The following is a 13,136-nucleotide window of genomic DNA, read 5'->3' as shown; positions in this document are numbered from 1 at the left end:
ACGATACCCGAACGCCTGCACACTGTCAGTGACAGAAGGTGTCGTGTCAATGCCTGCAACGGCGCGGGTGCATGAGTGGGCCCCGGTCGTATAGAATCAACCCTTTTGCCCGACGCCATGTGGTTCAAGAATCTCAAGATTTACCGGCTTTCCGCGCCCTGGGCCTTGAATGGCGACCAGCTGGAAGAATGCCTTGCCCGCTTTGCCTACCAGGGCGGCAATAACCTCGAAATGCAGAGCCTGGGGTGGATATCCCCGCGCGAGAACGGCCTGCTTGCGCATACGCTCAACGGCCAGATCCTGCTGACGCTGCGCGCCGAGAAAAAGCTGCTGCCGACCACGGTCGTCAATCAGGTCGCCAAGGCCCGCGCGCAGGAAATCGAAGAGCAGCAAGGCTACAAGCCTGGCCGCAAGCAGATGAAGGAAATCAAGGAGCGCGTCACCGACGAGCTGCTGCCCAAGGCCTTCAGCATCTACCGCGACACGCGCGTCTGGATCGATACCGTCAACCACTGGCTGGTGATCGATGCGGCCGCGTCCGCGAAGGCCGACGAGGTCATCGGCCTGCTGGTCAAGACGATCGACCCGCTGCCGCTGGACAATCTCTATGTCGAGCAATCGCCCGCCGCGGCGATGACGGGGTGGCTGGCGGCCGACGAAGCGCCCGCCAACTTCTCGATCGACCAGGATACGGAGCTGCGCGCCTCCGGCGAAAGCCGCGCCGCGATCCGCTACGTCAAGCACTCGATCGACGTCGACGATGTGCGGCGCCATATCCAGTCCGGCAAGCAATGCACGCGCCTGGCGATGACCTGGGCCGACCGGGTGTCGTTCGTGCTGACCGAGTCGCTGGACGTCAAGCGCGTCGCGCCGCTGGATGTGCTCAAGGAGAACCCCGACGCCGCCACGCAGAACGACGACGAAAAGTTCGATTCGGACATGACGCTCATGACCGGCGAAGTGGCCAAGCTGCTGGCCGAACTGGTCGACTCGCTGGGCGGGGAAAAGCGCGTCTGACGCGGGCTCGCGTGGCGCTGGCGCGCCACGCGATACGGCTCAGTCCAGGCCGTGGAAGACGGAGTCGTCGGGGCCGATGTGCGACGGATGCTGCCACGTCACGTCGCGCATCGAATGCTGCACCAGCCCTTCCACGCCCAGCAGCACCGCGAAGATCGCCATCCGGATCGGAATGCCATTGTCGGTCTGGCGGAAAATCGCCAGGCGCGGGTCGTGGTTCAGATCCGTGCTCAGATCGTTGGACCCCGGCCGGCTGTCGCGCGGCAAGGGGTGCATGACGATGGTATCCGGACCGCAGTAGGCGTCGATGATGGCGCGGCTGACCTGGAAGTCCGCCGTATAGCCTTCGCCCGCCTCTTCGTTGGCGAAGCGCTCTTTCTGCACGCGTGTGGCGTAAATGACGTCCGCGCCCGCCAGGCCCTCGGCCAGCGTGCTTTTCTGTTCGATCACATTGCCGTTGCGGCTGGCCTGCTCGACGATGTAGCCGGGCATCTCCAGGCCCTGCGGCGAAATCAGCGTGAACTTCACGCCCTTGTACAGCGCCAGCAGCTTGATCAGCGAGTGCACCGTGCGGCCGTACTTCAGGTCGCCGACCATGGCGATGTGCGCGCCGTCGAGCAGCTTGCCCAGGCGCGAGAACTCGGTAAGGATGGTGTACAGGTCCAGCAGGGCCTGGCTGGGATGTTCGCCCGGGCCATCGCCGCCATTGACCACCGGAATATTGGTCGCCTCGGCGAACTCCGCCACCGACCCCTGTTCGGGATGGCGGATGACCATGGCGTCGACGTAGCCGCTCATCACGCGGCTGGTATCGTAGATGGATTCGCCCTTGGCCATGGACGAGAACGTGAAGCCCGTGGTGTCGCAGACCGAACCGCCCAGGCGGCAGAACGCCGCGCCGAAGCTGACGCGAGTACGCGTGCTGGCCTCGAAGAACAGGTTGCCCAGCACCGCGCCTTCCAGCACCCGCGATACCTTCTGGCGGCGCGCAATGGGTTGCATCATATCCGCCACGCGGAACAGGTCTTCCACCGATTCGCGGGTGAATTGATCGACCGACAGCAGCTGATGGCGCCCTTCGACGGCGATGCGGTCGCGCAAGGGGCCTACCTGCCCGCTCTGCGTATATTTCTCCAGCAAGTCGCGGTTCTGCACGATTTCACTGACGAAGCGCTCCACCACTTCGGGCATCGCGCGAAACTCCTGCGACCCTTCGGGCAGCAGCCATGTATCCAGCGCGCGGCGCTTCACGCCGATGCGACCGGCGAACACGTCGCGCGTCAGGTTGAGACGACGCATCGCGTCGCGCAGAAAGGCTTGTTGGGAGATGGACATGGGCGGCCCCAGGGAGGAATACGAAATATACGCAATGCGCATATTATTCGACCCAAAAAACGACGTCCATGATTTTTTGCGTATATAACCGGCACTGTGGCGCGGGTCAGACGCGTGCTGCGTATACCGTGGGCAGCTGGTCGTAGTCGGTATCGGCCGGAGCGACCGCCAGCCAGCAGCCCGCGCCAAACGCCGCCACGCTGGCAAGGTACAGGGCAACCGCCAGGACCACGGCGGGAAGGTGGCCACGGCCGCGCACGCCGGCGGCGGCGGCCTGGCGGTGCTGCAGATAGCGGGCGGCGGTGCCGAACAGCATCGCGCCCATCGCAGCGGCCAGCCCGGCCAGGAACAGGGCCAGGGGCGCCTGCAAGGCGGGCGGCGCCACTTCGCCGCCGACGATACCCAGCGAGAACGCGACCAGCATCAGCGCTGCCAGGCCATTGAGGCCAGCCAGCAGGCGCAGCGGGCCGGCCAGCAGGCCTTGCCCGTTGTCGCCCGGCCGGTAGTCCGCGCCCTCACCCATATCAGTCGCCGCCCTGCCTGCACACCGGCGTGGCGGACTGAATCGAGGCCTTGGCCGCGGCGATCTCCGCCGCATCCCACTTGCCGTCGCCCAGCACCCTGACCGTGACCCGGGCCGTCGATGGCGTCTCGGTCTGCGACTGGATGATTTCGAGGATCTTGGTGGGCTCTTCCCGCTTGAACACATGCACCTCGTTGGGCGCGCCCCGGTCGCCCAGGCGCCGCGACGACTGGTACACCACGCCGTACGGATGCGGCCGCTGCTCGTGGCAGACGCGCACGTATTCGCCGGCGCGGCGATATGCCGCCTGGAAATCCGCCGTGACGATGAAACTTTCGGACAGTCCGGGCGTATCGCCCGACAGCAGGCCCTGGCTGGCGCACCCGCTCAATACGCCAGCGGCCAGCAGCGCCCCGGTCAACCCTACCCTGCGCATATCGACTCCTGCTCCAAGTAATGCAACGGACGGATTATGCATCAACACGCCCAATGAAAAAGCCGCCTTGGCGCCCTATCGCGGCAGGCGGCTGCGCACGGTGCGGCTGGCTACGCCGCCTCGCGCTACTTCTGGGCCGCGCCCTGAATTTTTTCGCCACCTCGTTCGATATCCTTGCCCGCGCCGGCAACCGTATTGCAACCTGCGGACAGCGCGGCCATGGCAAGCAGCACAGCAATGAGAGCTTTGTTCTTCATGACATCTCCTGGACTGGGAAGCGTCGAACGAGCGACGGAAAGGCCGGCGGGTCCGCGCCGGACCGGGTCAGGATAACGCAGCGGCGTGCTTTCTGCAGCAAGCACTCGCAATCAGTTGCATGCGCGCGCCATCCTCTGACGCATGGCGCATGCAATCCACCTACAATGCTGCGCCATGAAATATGCTGTTGTATTGGCTGCGCTGCTCAGCCTGCCGCCGGCCGCCCAGGCCGAGCTGGTCACCCGTCCGAACGCCGTCGGACACCGCGATTTCCGACACGCCAAGAAAGTGCTGCCACGCGTCTACCAGAACCTGGAGCGCGACTTCTATTGCGGCTGCCCCTACCAGGACAAGCGCATCGACCTGCAGGCCTGTGGCTACGAGCCGCGCAAACAGCCGCGACGCGCACAGCAACTGGAATGGGAGCATGTGGTGCCGGCCTGGACGCTGGGCCATCAGCGCCAGTGCTGGCAACAGCGCGTCAACGGCAAGCCGGGCGGGCGCAAGCATTGCAGCCGGACCGACCCCTCGTTCGCGCGCGCCGAAGGCGACCTGGTGAACCTGGTGCCGTCGGTCGGCGAGGTCAACGGCGACCGGCAGAACTTCCGCTACGCCGTCTGGGCCGATCGGCCCGCCCCCATGTACGGCCAGTGCGAAACCATCGTGGACTTCAAGACCCGCCGCATACAGCCGCGCAAGTACGTGCGCGGCCGTATCGCGCGCATCCAGTTCTACATGGTCGAGCGCTACAGGCTGAAGCTGTCGCGCGAGGACCGGCGCGTGCTGTGCGTATGGGCGCGCGCCTACCCGGTGGACGACTGGGAACGTGCGCGCGACCAGCGCATCCGGACGCTGCAAGGCAACGGCAATCACTACGTGACCGATCCCGCCGCGATCCAGCGCCAGTGCGGCTGAGCATGCCGGCGGGCGCCTGCCGGCCGCCTTGCTCAGCCCCTTTCTTGAGCACGTTGCGCAAGTCCTTGTTTTGACGCGGGATTAGGCAGATGTGCGCACCCTATCCCAAGGGTTGTCCACATCGCCTGTGGGTAACCGCGCTCAGGCGGGTTGCGCCGCCGCCAACGGGCCGTTCCAGGGCTGGGCGTCCAGGCGCAGCCGGACCTCCTGGAAATCGCCTTCGCTCGCGGCCAGCAGGCCTTCGGCCAGCGCCTGCCCGAAAGCGCGCCGGCACAATGTTTCCATGTCGTCGGGCATGGACTGGAATACGCCGTCGGGAATGCGCAGCCGCAGGCGCGCATCGTCCTGGCTGCCGGCGCGGCCGATATGGACGTGGGCGGGATAACCGTGCGGGCACCAGACACCGACGTGATACGTACCGGCGGCGCCGGCGTCGGCCAGATAACCGGGATGATCGTACTTGGCAGTTCCCATGTCCCCTCCTTGGATGCGACAAGGTCGCTCGGGTGGCCCATGGTAGCGCATGAGCAGGGCTGGCAAGAAGCCCCGCCGCGCCAAGCGCGCAAAGCTGCGACTGCGAAAACAAAAAAGGCCTGGCGATGAATCGCCAAGCCTTTTTGATCTGGTTGCGGGGGCAGGATTTGAACCTACGACCTTCGGGTTATGAGCCCGACGAGCTGCCAGACTGCTCCACCCCGCGTCTGATGAACGTAATCATAACCCATTTTGAAAATCCTTGCAGCGCGACAGCCAGCATCGCGCGCAACCGCGACGCCGGCTCTACCCACACGACCAGCGCCGCCGCCTGTGCGCGCACCGTCACGGCGCCACCGAATTCCACGCGGTGCGCCTGCCCCGCCACCAGCGGAACGTCGACCGGCACGCCCGCGCCGTCCTGGCCCGCGCGATGCTCCACCACCCGCACCCGCCCTTCCAGGCAGATCAATTGAGCGCCGCCTCGCGCATGGCGGCACAGCCCCGCCCCGGCAGCCAGTTGCAGCCGCGTGGCATGCGCAACAGCGCGGTCCGCGGGTTCCGTGGAATACAGCGAGCGATCCATGACAGCCTCGTATGACATCGGTAGACAGGTCTTCAGGCTACCGGTCCGCGCCGCGCCGCAACAGGCACAGCAACAGGCTGTCTGTATCGATACAGATCTGGAAATCGAACTCTGTTATGGTTGTTTTTCACCGCAACTGTGCCTGTTGCGGCCAGCCCTGCCGATGCACCATCGCGCCATGAACACGCAGCCGCTGTATCTGCGCCTAGCAGACCACTATCGCCGCGCCATCCAGACGGGCGTACTGGCCCCGGCGCAACGCATGCCTTCGGTACGCAATCTGGTGCGCGCCCATCACGTCAGCCTGTCCACTGCCCTGCAGGCATGCCGCCAGCTCGAGGACGACGGCCTGATCGAGGCCCGCCCGCGCTCGGGCTATTTTGTCCTGCGCCCGCGGCGTCCGGCTCTTGCGCCGGTGCCCGAGCCCGATATCAAGGGCGCGCTCGATCCCGCGCAATACGTCGGCATCCACGACCGGGTCTCGGATTTCATTGCGTCGTGCCAGCAGCATCCGCTGAGCGCCGACTTCGCGCTGGCCGCCGCCCCGCCGCAGGCCTATCCGATGCGGGCGCTGCAGCTGGCGCTCACGCGCGCGGCGCGGCACACGCCGGAACTGCTGACAGCGCCCGTGCCGCCCTACGGCCATCCGGAGTTCCGCGCCGTGCTGGCGCGCCGTGCGATGGAATGCGGCATCAGTGCGGCCCCGGACGAAGTGCTGGTCACGCACGGCTGCATCGAAGCCCTCAACCTGGCCCTGCGCGCGGTGGCGCGGCCAGGCGATACGATCGCGGTCGAATCGCCGACCTACTTCGGCCTGCTGCAAATCCTCGAAAGCCTGGGCCTGCGCGCGCTGGAAATACCCACCAGCCCGCAGCGCGGCATTTCGATCGAAGCGCTGGAGCTGGCGCTGCAGACGCACGCGAACGTTCGCGCCGTCGTCGTCGTGCCCAACTTCCAGAACCCGCTGAGTTGCGTCATGGACGATAGCGACAAAGCCCGGCTGGTCACGCTGTGCGAACGCACCGGTATCGCCCTCATCGAGGACGACACCTATGGCGCGCTGGGCGACCATGGCACGCCGCTGGCGCTCAAATCATGGGACGACAGCGGCAACGTGATCTATTGCGCATCGCTGCACAAGACGCTGGCTCCCGGCATGCGGCTGGGATGGATGCTGGGCGGACGCTGGAGCCGGCGCATCGGCATGCTGAAATTCGCCCAAAGCCGGCCCAACCCGCCGCTGCCCCAGGCCGCGGCCGCCGACTATATGGGCACCAAGGCCTACGACCGCCACCTGGCGCGCCTGCGCCAGACGCTGCGCGTGCAGCGTGAAGCCATGGCGGCCGCCGTCGCGCGCCACTTTCCGGACGGCACGCGGCTGAGCGTGCCCACGGGCGGGATGCTGCTCTGGGTGGAATTGCCCGCGTGCATGCCCGCCATGCGCGTGTTCGAGCAGGCGCTGCGGGCCGGCATCCGCATCACGCCGGGCCCGATGTTCTCGAACTCGAACCGCTACGATCATTTCCTGCGGATCAGCTGCGGCGTCCCCTATACCGCCGATATTGCCGCGGCCATGAAGCGCCTGGCGGATATCGTCGCCGCCGGCCTGTAGCCCGCCGCCCGCTCCCGGATTGCCCGCCCCGGACAAGTCCTTGTTCCAGCGAGGAATTTTCGATCTACGCGCAGGCTATCCCAAGGCTTGTCCACAGAAGATGTGGGCAACTTGCTACTTGAGCGCGGCCACCACGGTATCGCGCACGCTCTCGAAGCCGGCCACGTACTGCGGGTTCTCCGAGCGTGCCAGCAGGTTGGCGTAGCTTTGCTCCAGGTGCGCCTCGATCGCCTCGCGCAATCCAGGCGACCCCTTGACCAGGTGCAACACCGACGCGAGCGTCGAATGAAGCGCATCGATACGCCCACCTTGATGCGACACCGTATGCACAATCACTGCAATCTGTTCTTGAATATCCATATCACCCTCTATGTCGCAGAATTTTCTGGGCCGCATGCTAGCACGCAGCCCGTTACCGCTATGCAGGCCGCGATGGCGGCGCTAGCATGGATCGACGGCCAGGCAAGCCGGCCAGGCCGGGTGGAAGCGGAGGCCAACCATGAAGACGATACGCAACTATGCGCCGCCCAGTCCGGCCGCGCTGCGTCGACTGCAGGAAACCCTGCACTACAGTACCGCACAGATGAACCAGCTGGCAGGCCTCGACGACCAGACGCCCTGGCCGCGCTATGTCGACGGAGCCGAACCGCATGCGCTGGGCCGCCAGCGCCTGCTTTACATGGCCGCCCGGCTGGCCTTGCCGGAAGCCCAATGGCGGCTGGTCCTGGAACGCATGCGCAATATCGGCGCGCGGTTCGACTACGACGATGGCGAGCCATTGCCCGCACCGGGCGCCGTGGCGCCGGAGCCGGTGACCGAAGTCAAATTCGGCATCACCCTGAGCAGCCTGTCCGGCGCCTTCCACGAGATGGAGCAATTGCGCGAGTTCGCCCACTTCGCGCATGAGGCCGGCGTCGACACCCTGGTGGCCCGCGCCTGGTTCGGGCGCGACGACGATATATGCCGCTTCGAGCCACGGCACGCCACGCCCGCCGTGGACGGCCAGCAAGACCGTCTTTTCGAGGCCGCTGCGCGCGCGATCGGCCACTTCGAGTTCGGCGGCAGGATCTACCAGGGCGGGCTGCCCACCGAACCCGATTGAGGCGGCGCGGTTGACGCCACCGCCGGCCGCCCTGTACCGTGCGCCAGACCGCAACCGCCCTGCGCCCGCCATGGATCCAAGACTCGACGCCATCGACCGGCAATTGCTCAGCCTGCTGCAGGCCAACGCGCGCGAACCCGCCGCCATCCTGGCGCGCAAGCTGCATCTTGCGCGCAGCACTGTCGTCGCACGCATTGCACGTCTGGAGCGCGACGGCGTGATCGCCGGCTACGGGGTGCGGCTCGGACAACGACTGGAGGAAGCCGCGGTGCGCGCCTATTGCTTCCTCAGCGTGCTGCCGAAGACGCCGGCGGCGGTCATGCGCGAACTGGCCAGGATTCCCGAGGTCGAAGAGATTTCCTCGGTCAGCGGCGCATTCGACTACCTGGTTTTCCTGCGCTGCGAAACCCATGAGCAGCTCGACGACCTGCTCGACCACATCGGCCTGATCGACGGCGTGAAACAGACGCAGACATCCATCGTGCTCAGCCGCAGGCTGGACCGCCGCAGCGCCATCGCGCCGGGCTGACGCGACAAGGCTACACTGTGGGAACCGCCACCAACCCCCAGTCCCCGGCCCGTCCGGATGCACCTATGCCGCTACGTCTGCTCGCCCCCATGCTCGTCCTGTTTCTGGCCGCCTGCTCCAGCATGAGCGAGGTCACGCCGGTCGCCAAGAATCAGTACACGGTCAGCTACAACGCGGGCATGAAGGCGGCGACCTGGGTCGAGATCAAGAACCAGGCGCGCGAACGCGCGCGCCAGTACTGCGAAGCCCAGGGGCGCAAGTTCGCGCGTCCGGAAATCACGTCCAACCACGCGACCGGACTGATGCCCAAGAAGGCCGTGGTCACCTTCTATTGCGACGAAAAGCCGCAGCCGCCCGCCGAGAAGAACTGAACGGCGCCCCGAGGCTAGCTGCCAAGCCGCCACGCCGCCACCGCATGGGCGGCGATGCGACCCACTTCTGCCAGCACAGCATTCTGCGCCTCGCGCGAGGCGCTGGACTGGGTGAGATAGGCCGAGATCAGCACCGGCGCGCCATCGCGCGGCCAGATGACGCCGATATCGTTGTTGGTGCCATGGCCGCCCGCGCCCGTCTTGTCGCCGATACGCCAGCCCGCGGGCAGGCCGGCGCGCAGGCGCGTATCGCCGGTCTGGCTGGCCAGCAACCAATCGGCCAGCCGCTGGCGCGAAGCCGGATGCAAGGCATCGCCCAGCAACAGGCGCTGCAGGTTGCCGGCCATGGCGGCCGGCGTGGTGGTATCGCGCGGATCGCCTGGCCTGGCCTCGTTGAGCGCGGTCTCGATGCGGTCGAGCCGCGTCATCCGGTCGCCCAGGCCGCGCGCGTAGGCGGTCAACCCGGGCGGGCCGCCCAGCGTCGACAGCAGCAGGTTGCCCGCGGTGTTGTCGCTGCGCGTGACGGCCGCCTCGCACAATTGCTCCAGCGTCATGCCCTCGGCCTGGCGCGGCCCGGTGACCGGCGAATACGCCACGATGTCCGCCGCGCCGTAGCGGATCAGGCGCCGCAGGCTATCGTCGCCGCGGTCTGCGCGCGCCAATACGGCGCCGGCGGCCAGCAGCTTGAAGGTACTGCACATCGGAAAGCGTTCGTCGGCCCGATGGCTGAACGCGCGATCGCTGTCGCGATCGTGCACCTGGACGCCCAGGCGCACGCCATGCCGCTGCTCCAGCAGCGCAAGCTGGCGCTGCGCTTGCGCCGCCGCATCGGCCGGCCGCGCCGCGCGCCGCATGCCGGCGCGCGCCCATGGCGGCATGCACGCCGCCCCCAGGGCCGCCAGCATGCCGGCCCCGAATCCACGTCGATTCATGATGGTTCACCTCACGCAGGGAAAACGCCGCGATGCCGGATTGCGGGCGCCGCGATCCACCCATGTGCCGGCACTGTCTGCGTCAGCGTATGATCAAGCCTTTGCGACCGCGACGAGGTAGCTTATGTCACGACTAGTCTGGGCAGCAACCATCCTGGCATGCGGCCAGGCCCTGGCGCAGCCCCCCGCGCCCTTGACCGGCTGCGCGGCCAAGCAGGACCGCATCGAGACCGAGCTGGCGCAGGCGCGCGCCCATGGCAACACCGGCCGCATCAAGGGCCTCGAAGAGGCGCTGGCGGGCGCCCGGCATTGCGACGACGCAAGCCTGCGGGCCGACCGCGAGCGCGATGTGCGCGACGCCACCGACAAGGTGGCCGAACGCCAGCGCGAACTGGACGAAGAGCGGCAGGAAGGCGACGCCGACGACATCGCCAAGGCCGAGCGCAAGCTGCGCGAGGCCCAGCAGGACCTGGACAACGCGCGCGCCGAACTGACCCGCTGACCATGGCGCCCCGCGACCTGCTGATCCGCCCCGTACGGCCGGGCGACGAACCGCGCTGGCGCGAACTCTGGGACGGCTATACGCGCTTCTACGAACGCGAACCCGTCGAGGCCGTGACCCGCCATACCTGGCGCCGCATCATGGACCCGGCCCAGGCCGTCTACGCCATCGTGGCCGAAAGCGCCACGCACGGCGTGCTCGGCATCGCCAACTACCTGCTGCACGAGAACACCTCGACCCTGGCGCCGGTGTGCTACCTGCAGGATCTGTATGTCGATCCGCAGGCGCGCGCCCAGGGCGCCGGGCGGCGCATGCTGGACTGGCTGGTGGACGAGGCCCGGACACGCGGCTGGTCGCGCCTGTACTGGAACACCCGGGAAAACAACTATCGCGCCCGGGCGCTGTACGACCAATACACACCGCATAGCGGGTTCGTTCGCTACGTGGTGCACACCAGCCCGCATAAACCCGCCTAGGTTATTGCCCGGATCGGGAAAATTCGGTGCCGCATCGCCGTGCATCGGTTCTTGCATGCCACGCAATCGGCGCGCTATTGTTAAGGCGTTTGTCAGTTGTCCATTCACCTAACGGAGCGCCGATGGCCCCGTCTTCCCATGAGTGGACCGACACGCTGAAAGATGTCTATACAGCGCGCGCGGCCAACGCCGACCTGAATGCGCGCTACATCCCTCTGCTGCCGGTCAATCAACGTATTCAACACGAGCGCGATCGCGCGCTGGCCTACATGCTGCGGCAGCACCTGTCGGTGCCGCCCGCTCAGGCTCGCGTGCTGGAGGTCGGCTGCGGCTCGGGCAGCAATCTGCTCGACCTGATTCGCCTGGGCTTCGATCCCGCCAACCTGATGGGCAATGACCTCATGGACAGCCGCGTCGAACAGGCGCGCCACCGCCTGCCGCAGGCCGTCCCCATCCTGGCGGGCAATGCCCTGGACCTGGACCTGGAGCGCGAAGGCTTCGACGTGCTTTATCAATCGACCGTGTTCACGTCCATACTGGATGCCCAGGCGCGGCGCGATCTGGCGCAACGGATGTGGCACTGGACCAAACCAGGCGGCGGCGTGCTGTGGTACGACTTCGCCTATAACAACCCGCGCAACCCGAATGTGCGCGGCGTACCGCTGCGCGAAGTACGCGCGCTGTTCCCCCACGCCCGCATCCACACCGCCAGGATCACGCTGGCCCCGCCCTTGGCGCGTCGCCTGCCCGCCACACTGTACGCACCTGTCAACAGCCTGTGCCCGTTCCTGCGCACCCATTTGCTGTGCTGGATCGGCAAACCCGCCGCGCCCTGACCACGGCGCGCCGCAAAATCGTCGCCGGGCCTGCCCCGGCAACACTTTTTTCCCTCCTCCCATCATCCGTTGCTGCAGCGCGGCGCAAGAGCGCGCCTGCCATGCCTTGCTGCTGCGCGCCGGCGCCTGCCCATCCGCCCCTGGAAAACCCTCAGACACTTCCTACACATTGAGGCGCACAATGGGGACACAAGAACAGCAAGCCGTAAACAACGGGACGTCCTACGCCAAGCTGGCATGGACGCTAGGAGGCAACATGGAATACGTGGCAGTTTTTTCGTCGTTGGCGATACTGAGTATTCTGGCGCTGCTTGCCAAGACGATTCAGTCCGCCGGTAGTGAAACGCTGGTCAAGATTTCTGCAACGGTCATCAGTTCGACCTTCGCCTTCCTGCTCATCATCCCCATCGCGTTCGCGATGTTCATGTCCCTGGAATGACCGCCCCCCCGGGGCGCAAAACCAGGCGTCCGCGCGCCTGTCCACGCGCGCACGGGCCGAGGAAGCGTGCCGGACTGCCCACGGGCAGCCCGGCGCGGACTACAGCTCCAGTTTGTTGATCTTGGCGCCTTCGATCGACACGCCCGCCATCAGGCCCGCGTTGTTGAGTACGAAGCCCACGATCGGCTGCTTGGCCGTGTTGGTATCGATACGGCCATTGGCCCCTATGGTGGCGACCGCCACCGACGCATCGGCGCCCGCCGTCCAACCGCTGCTCTGGCGGAATTGCGCCAGCGCCTCATCGGTCATGAACAACAGCACGTAGGCGCGCGACTGTGCCCCCGCCTGCAGTCCCACCGAACCGCTGGTGGTGCTGTAGTAGCCCGCATTCTTGCCGCCCGTGCGCAGCACGCCCTTGCCGTGCTCGCCGCCGACGATGAAGCTGGCGCCCATCACCGACGGGAACACCAGCACGCCACGCGCGCGCTGCACCAGATCCTTGGCCTGCGGCGAAGCGGTGTAGAGTTTCGACAGCGTCGCGTCGGCGCCGGCGTTGATCTCGTTGCGCTGGTCGGCCGCCGCCGCCTGGTTGTTGGGCGTGGTCGTCGTGCATCCGGTAAACGCCAGGCCGGCGACGGCAATCGCCGCAGCCGCCCATCCGGCGCGACGCATTCTGGGGAGGTTTTCGATCATCATCAAACTCTCCTTCGGGTTGTGGGGGATTCTCCACTGTAGTCCTGTCCGCGCGGCCGCGCTTGACTAAACGTGTAATGGCTTAACCACAAGCCACCGT

At 66.6% G+C, this 13,136-nt stretch carries 18 protein-coding genes and 1 tRNA gene; 10 read left to right on the top strand and 9 right to left on the bottom strand.

The features are described from left to right. The first annotated feature begins 117 nt into the window (after positions 1-117). The gene (locus tag EL288_RS08665) at positions 118-1,017 is read left to right on the top strand and encodes a recombination-associated protein RdgC (protein WP_003812788.1); all 900 of its coding nucleotides are present in this window, start codon (positions 118-120) and stop codon (positions 1,015-1,017) included. Between the two features lie 39 nt (positions 1,018-1,056). Here the strand turns inward: EL288_RS08665 and EL288_RS08660 are convergent, their stop codons facing one another. The 4 genes from EL288_RS08660 to EL288_RS08645 form a co-directional block, all read right to left on the bottom strand. Beyond that, positions 1,057-2,352 (bottom strand): aspartate carbamoyltransferase, encoded by a 1,296-nt coding sequence (locus EL288_RS08660; protein WP_010926366.1) that lies wholly within the window; start codon positions 2,350-2,352, stop codon positions 1,057-1,059. Between the two features lie 106 nt (positions 2,353-2,458). Continuing rightward, entirely contained in the window at positions 2,459-2,875 is a 417-nt protein-coding gene (locus EL288_RS08655; protein ID WP_003812792.1) for a membrane protein, read from the bottom strand. Between the two features lies 1 nt (position 2,876). Next, the gene (locus EL288_RS08650) at positions 2,877-3,311 is read right to left on the bottom strand and encodes a BPTD_2524 family lipoprotein (protein WP_003812795.1); all 435 of its coding nucleotides are present in this window, start codon (positions 3,309-3,311) and stop codon (positions 2,877-2,879) included. Between the two features lie 125 nt (positions 3,312-3,436). After that, positions 3,437-3,568: an entericidin A/B family lipoprotein gene (locus EL288_RS08645; RefSeq protein ID WP_003812797.1), complete on the bottom strand. Its 132-nt coding sequence runs from the start codon at positions 3,566-3,568 to the stop codon at positions 3,437-3,439. Between the two features lie 175 nt (positions 3,569-3,743). Between EL288_RS08645 and EL288_RS08640 the strand changes: the two genes are divergently transcribed. Beyond that, positions 3,744-4,484: an endonuclease gene (locus EL288_RS08640; RefSeq protein WP_003812800.1), complete on the top strand. Its 741-nt coding sequence runs from the start codon at positions 3,744-3,746 to the stop codon at positions 4,482-4,484. Positions 4,485-4,625: 141 nt separating this feature from the next. On the opposite strand, the gene EL288_RS08635 is transcribed toward EL288_RS08640, so the two are convergent. Both EL288_RS08635 and EL288_RS08630 read right to left on the bottom strand, forming a co-directional pair. After that, positions 4,626-4,958, bottom strand: coding sequence for a hypothetical protein (locus EL288_RS08635; protein ID WP_003812801.1), 333 nt, complete (start codon positions 4,956-4,958; stop codon positions 4,626-4,628). 149 nt (positions 4,959-5,107) lie between these two features. Next, positions 5,108-5,184: transfer RNA gene (locus tag EL288_RS08630), tRNA-Met, on the bottom strand. Positions 5,185-5,707: 523 nt separating this feature from the next. Here EL288_RS08630 and EL288_RS08625 point away from each other — a divergent pair. After that, a complete protein-coding gene (locus EL288_RS08625; protein WP_010928628.1) occupies positions 5,708-7,156 on the top strand; it encodes an aminotransferase-like domain-containing protein in 1,449 nt (482 codons plus the stop codon). Between the two features lie 114 nt (positions 7,157-7,270). On the opposite strand, the gene EL288_RS08620 is transcribed toward EL288_RS08625, so the two are convergent. Beyond that, the gene (locus EL288_RS08620; protein WP_003812804.1) at positions 7,271-7,552 is read right to left on the bottom strand and encodes a hypothetical protein; all 282 of its coding nucleotides are present in this window, start codon (positions 7,550-7,552) and stop codon (positions 7,271-7,273) included. A gap of 103 nt (positions 7,553-7,655) precedes the next feature. On the opposite strand from EL288_RS08620, the gene EL288_RS08615 reads away from it, so the two are divergent. The 3 genes from EL288_RS08615 to EL288_RS08605 all read left to right on the top strand — a co-directional run bounded on the left by EL288_RS08615 (position 7,656) and on the right by EL288_RS08605 (position 9,158). Then, positions 7,656-8,258, top strand: a complete 603-nt coding sequence (locus EL288_RS08615; protein ID WP_003812806.1) for a hypothetical protein — start codon at positions 7,656-7,658, stop codon at positions 8,256-8,258. Positions 8,259-8,328: 70 nt separating this feature from the next. Beyond that, a complete protein-coding gene (locus EL288_RS08610) occupies positions 8,329-8,787 on the top strand; it encodes an Lrp/AsnC family transcriptional regulator (protein ID WP_033446510.1) in 459 nt (152 codons plus the stop codon). A gap of 17 nt (positions 8,788-8,804) precedes the next feature. Then, entirely contained in the window at positions 8,805-9,158 is a 354-nt protein-coding gene (locus EL288_RS08605; protein ID WP_003812810.1) for a hypothetical protein, read from the top strand. Positions 9,159-9,172: 14 nt separating this feature from the next. Here EL288_RS08605 and blaBOR read toward each other — a convergent pair whose 3' ends face one another. Continuing rightward, positions 9,173-10,090 (bottom strand): BOR family class A beta-lactamase, encoded by a 918-nt coding sequence (gene blaBOR / locus EL288_RS08600; protein ID WP_033451071.1) that lies wholly within the window; start codon positions 10,088-10,090, stop codon positions 9,173-9,175. A gap of 124 nt (positions 10,091-10,214) precedes the next feature. On the opposite strand from blaBOR, the gene EL288_RS08595 reads away from it, so the two are divergent. The 4 genes from EL288_RS08595 to EL288_RS08580 all read left to right on the top strand — a co-directional run bounded on the left by EL288_RS08595 (position 10,215) and on the right by EL288_RS08580 (position 12,343). Continuing rightward, entirely contained in the window at positions 10,215-10,592 is a 378-nt protein-coding gene (locus EL288_RS08595) for a DUF1090 domain-containing protein (protein WP_003812814.1), read from the top strand. A gap of 2 nt (positions 10,593-10,594) precedes the next feature. Then, a complete protein-coding gene (locus tag EL288_RS08590; protein ID WP_010926362.1) occupies positions 10,595-11,068 on the top strand; it encodes a GNAT family N-acetyltransferase in 474 nt (157 codons plus the stop codon). Positions 11,069-11,190: 122 nt separating this feature from the next. Further along, positions 11,191-11,904, top strand: coding sequence for a class I SAM-dependent methyltransferase (locus tag EL288_RS08585; protein ID WP_003812818.1), 714 nt, complete (start codon positions 11,191-11,193; stop codon positions 11,902-11,904). Between the two features lie 256 nt (positions 11,905-12,160). Continuing rightward, complete coding sequence (locus EL288_RS08580; protein ID WP_004567479.1) at positions 12,161-12,343, top strand: hypothetical protein; 183 nt, start codon at positions 12,161-12,163, stop codon at positions 12,341-12,343. A gap of 99 nt (positions 12,344-12,442) precedes the next feature. Here the strand turns inward: EL288_RS08580 and EL288_RS08575 are convergent, their stop codons facing one another. After that, complete coding sequence (locus EL288_RS08575) at positions 12,443-13,039, bottom strand: BPSL1445 family SYLF domain-containing lipoprotein (RefSeq protein WP_003812820.1); 597 nt, start codon at positions 13,037-13,039, stop codon at positions 12,443-12,445. Positions 13,040-13,136 lie beyond the last annotated feature (97 nt).

Origin of the sequence: Bordetella bronchiseptica (assembly GCF_900636925.1) — a bacterium.
GTDB classification, from domain to species: Bacteria; Pseudomonadota; Gammaproteobacteria; order Burkholderiales; family Burkholderiaceae_B; genus Bordetella; species Bordetella pertussis.
This window is presented reverse-complemented; position numbering and strand designations above follow the sequence as displayed.

Coding starts and splice junctions, on each gene's coding strand:
- EL288_RS08580 (WP_004567479.1), top strand. CDS start 12,161: ATGGAATACGTGGCAGTTTTTTCGTCGTTGGCGATACTGAGTATTCTG.
- blaBOR (WP_033451071.1), bottom strand. CDS start 10,090: ATGAATCGACGTGGATTCGGGGCCGGCATGCTGGCGGCCCTGGGGGCG.
- EL288_RS08640 (WP_003812800.1), top strand. CDS start 3,744: ATGAAATATGCTGTTGTATTGGCTGCGCTGCTCAGCCTGCCGCCGGCC.
- EL288_RS08625 (WP_010928628.1), top strand. CDS start 5,708: ATGCACCATCGCGCCATGAACACGCAGCCGCTGTATCTGCGCCTAGCA.
- EL288_RS08610 (WP_033446510.1), top strand. CDS start 8,329: ATGGATCCAAGACTCGACGCCATCGACCGGCAATTGCTCAGCCTGCTG.
- EL288_RS08590 (WP_010926362.1), top strand. CDS start 10,595: ATGGCGCCCCGCGACCTGCTGATCCGCCCCGTACGGCCGGGCGACGAA.
- EL288_RS08635 (WP_003812801.1), bottom strand. CDS start 4,958: ATGGGAACTGCCAAGTACGATCATCCCGGTTATCTGGCCGACGCCGGC.
- EL288_RS08595 (WP_003812814.1), top strand. CDS start 10,215: ATGTCACGACTAGTCTGGGCAGCAACCATCCTGGCATGCGGCCAGGCC.
- EL288_RS08620 (WP_003812804.1), bottom strand. CDS start 7,552: ATGCGGCCCAGAAAATTCTGCGACATAGAGGGTGATATGGATATTCAA.
- EL288_RS08655 (WP_003812792.1), bottom strand. CDS start 2,875: ATGGGTGAGGGCGCGGACTACCGGCCGGGCGACAACGGGCAAGGCCTG.
- EL288_RS08615 (WP_003812806.1), top strand. CDS start 7,656: ATGAAGACGATACGCAACTATGCGCCGCCCAGTCCGGCCGCGCTGCGT.
- EL288_RS08665 (WP_003812788.1), top strand. CDS start 118: ATGTGGTTCAAGAATCTCAAGATTTACCGGCTTTCCGCGCCCTGGGCC.
- EL288_RS08645 (WP_003812797.1), bottom strand. CDS start 3,568: ATGAAGAACAAAGCTCTCATTGCTGTGCTGCTTGCCATGGCCGCGCTG.
- EL288_RS08660 (WP_010926366.1), bottom strand. CDS start 2,352: ATGTCCATCTCCCAACAAGCCTTTCTGCGCGACGCGATGCGTCGTCTC.
- EL288_RS08585 (WP_003812818.1), top strand. CDS start 11,191: ATGGCCCCGTCTTCCCATGAGTGGACCGACACGCTGAAAGATGTCTAT.
- EL288_RS08650 (WP_003812795.1), bottom strand. CDS start 3,311: ATGCGCAGGGTAGGGTTGACCGGGGCGCTGCTGGCCGCTGGCGTATTG.
- EL288_RS08575 (WP_003812820.1), bottom strand. CDS start 13,039: ATGATGATCGAAAACCTCCCCAGAATGCGTCGCGCCGGATGGGCGGCT.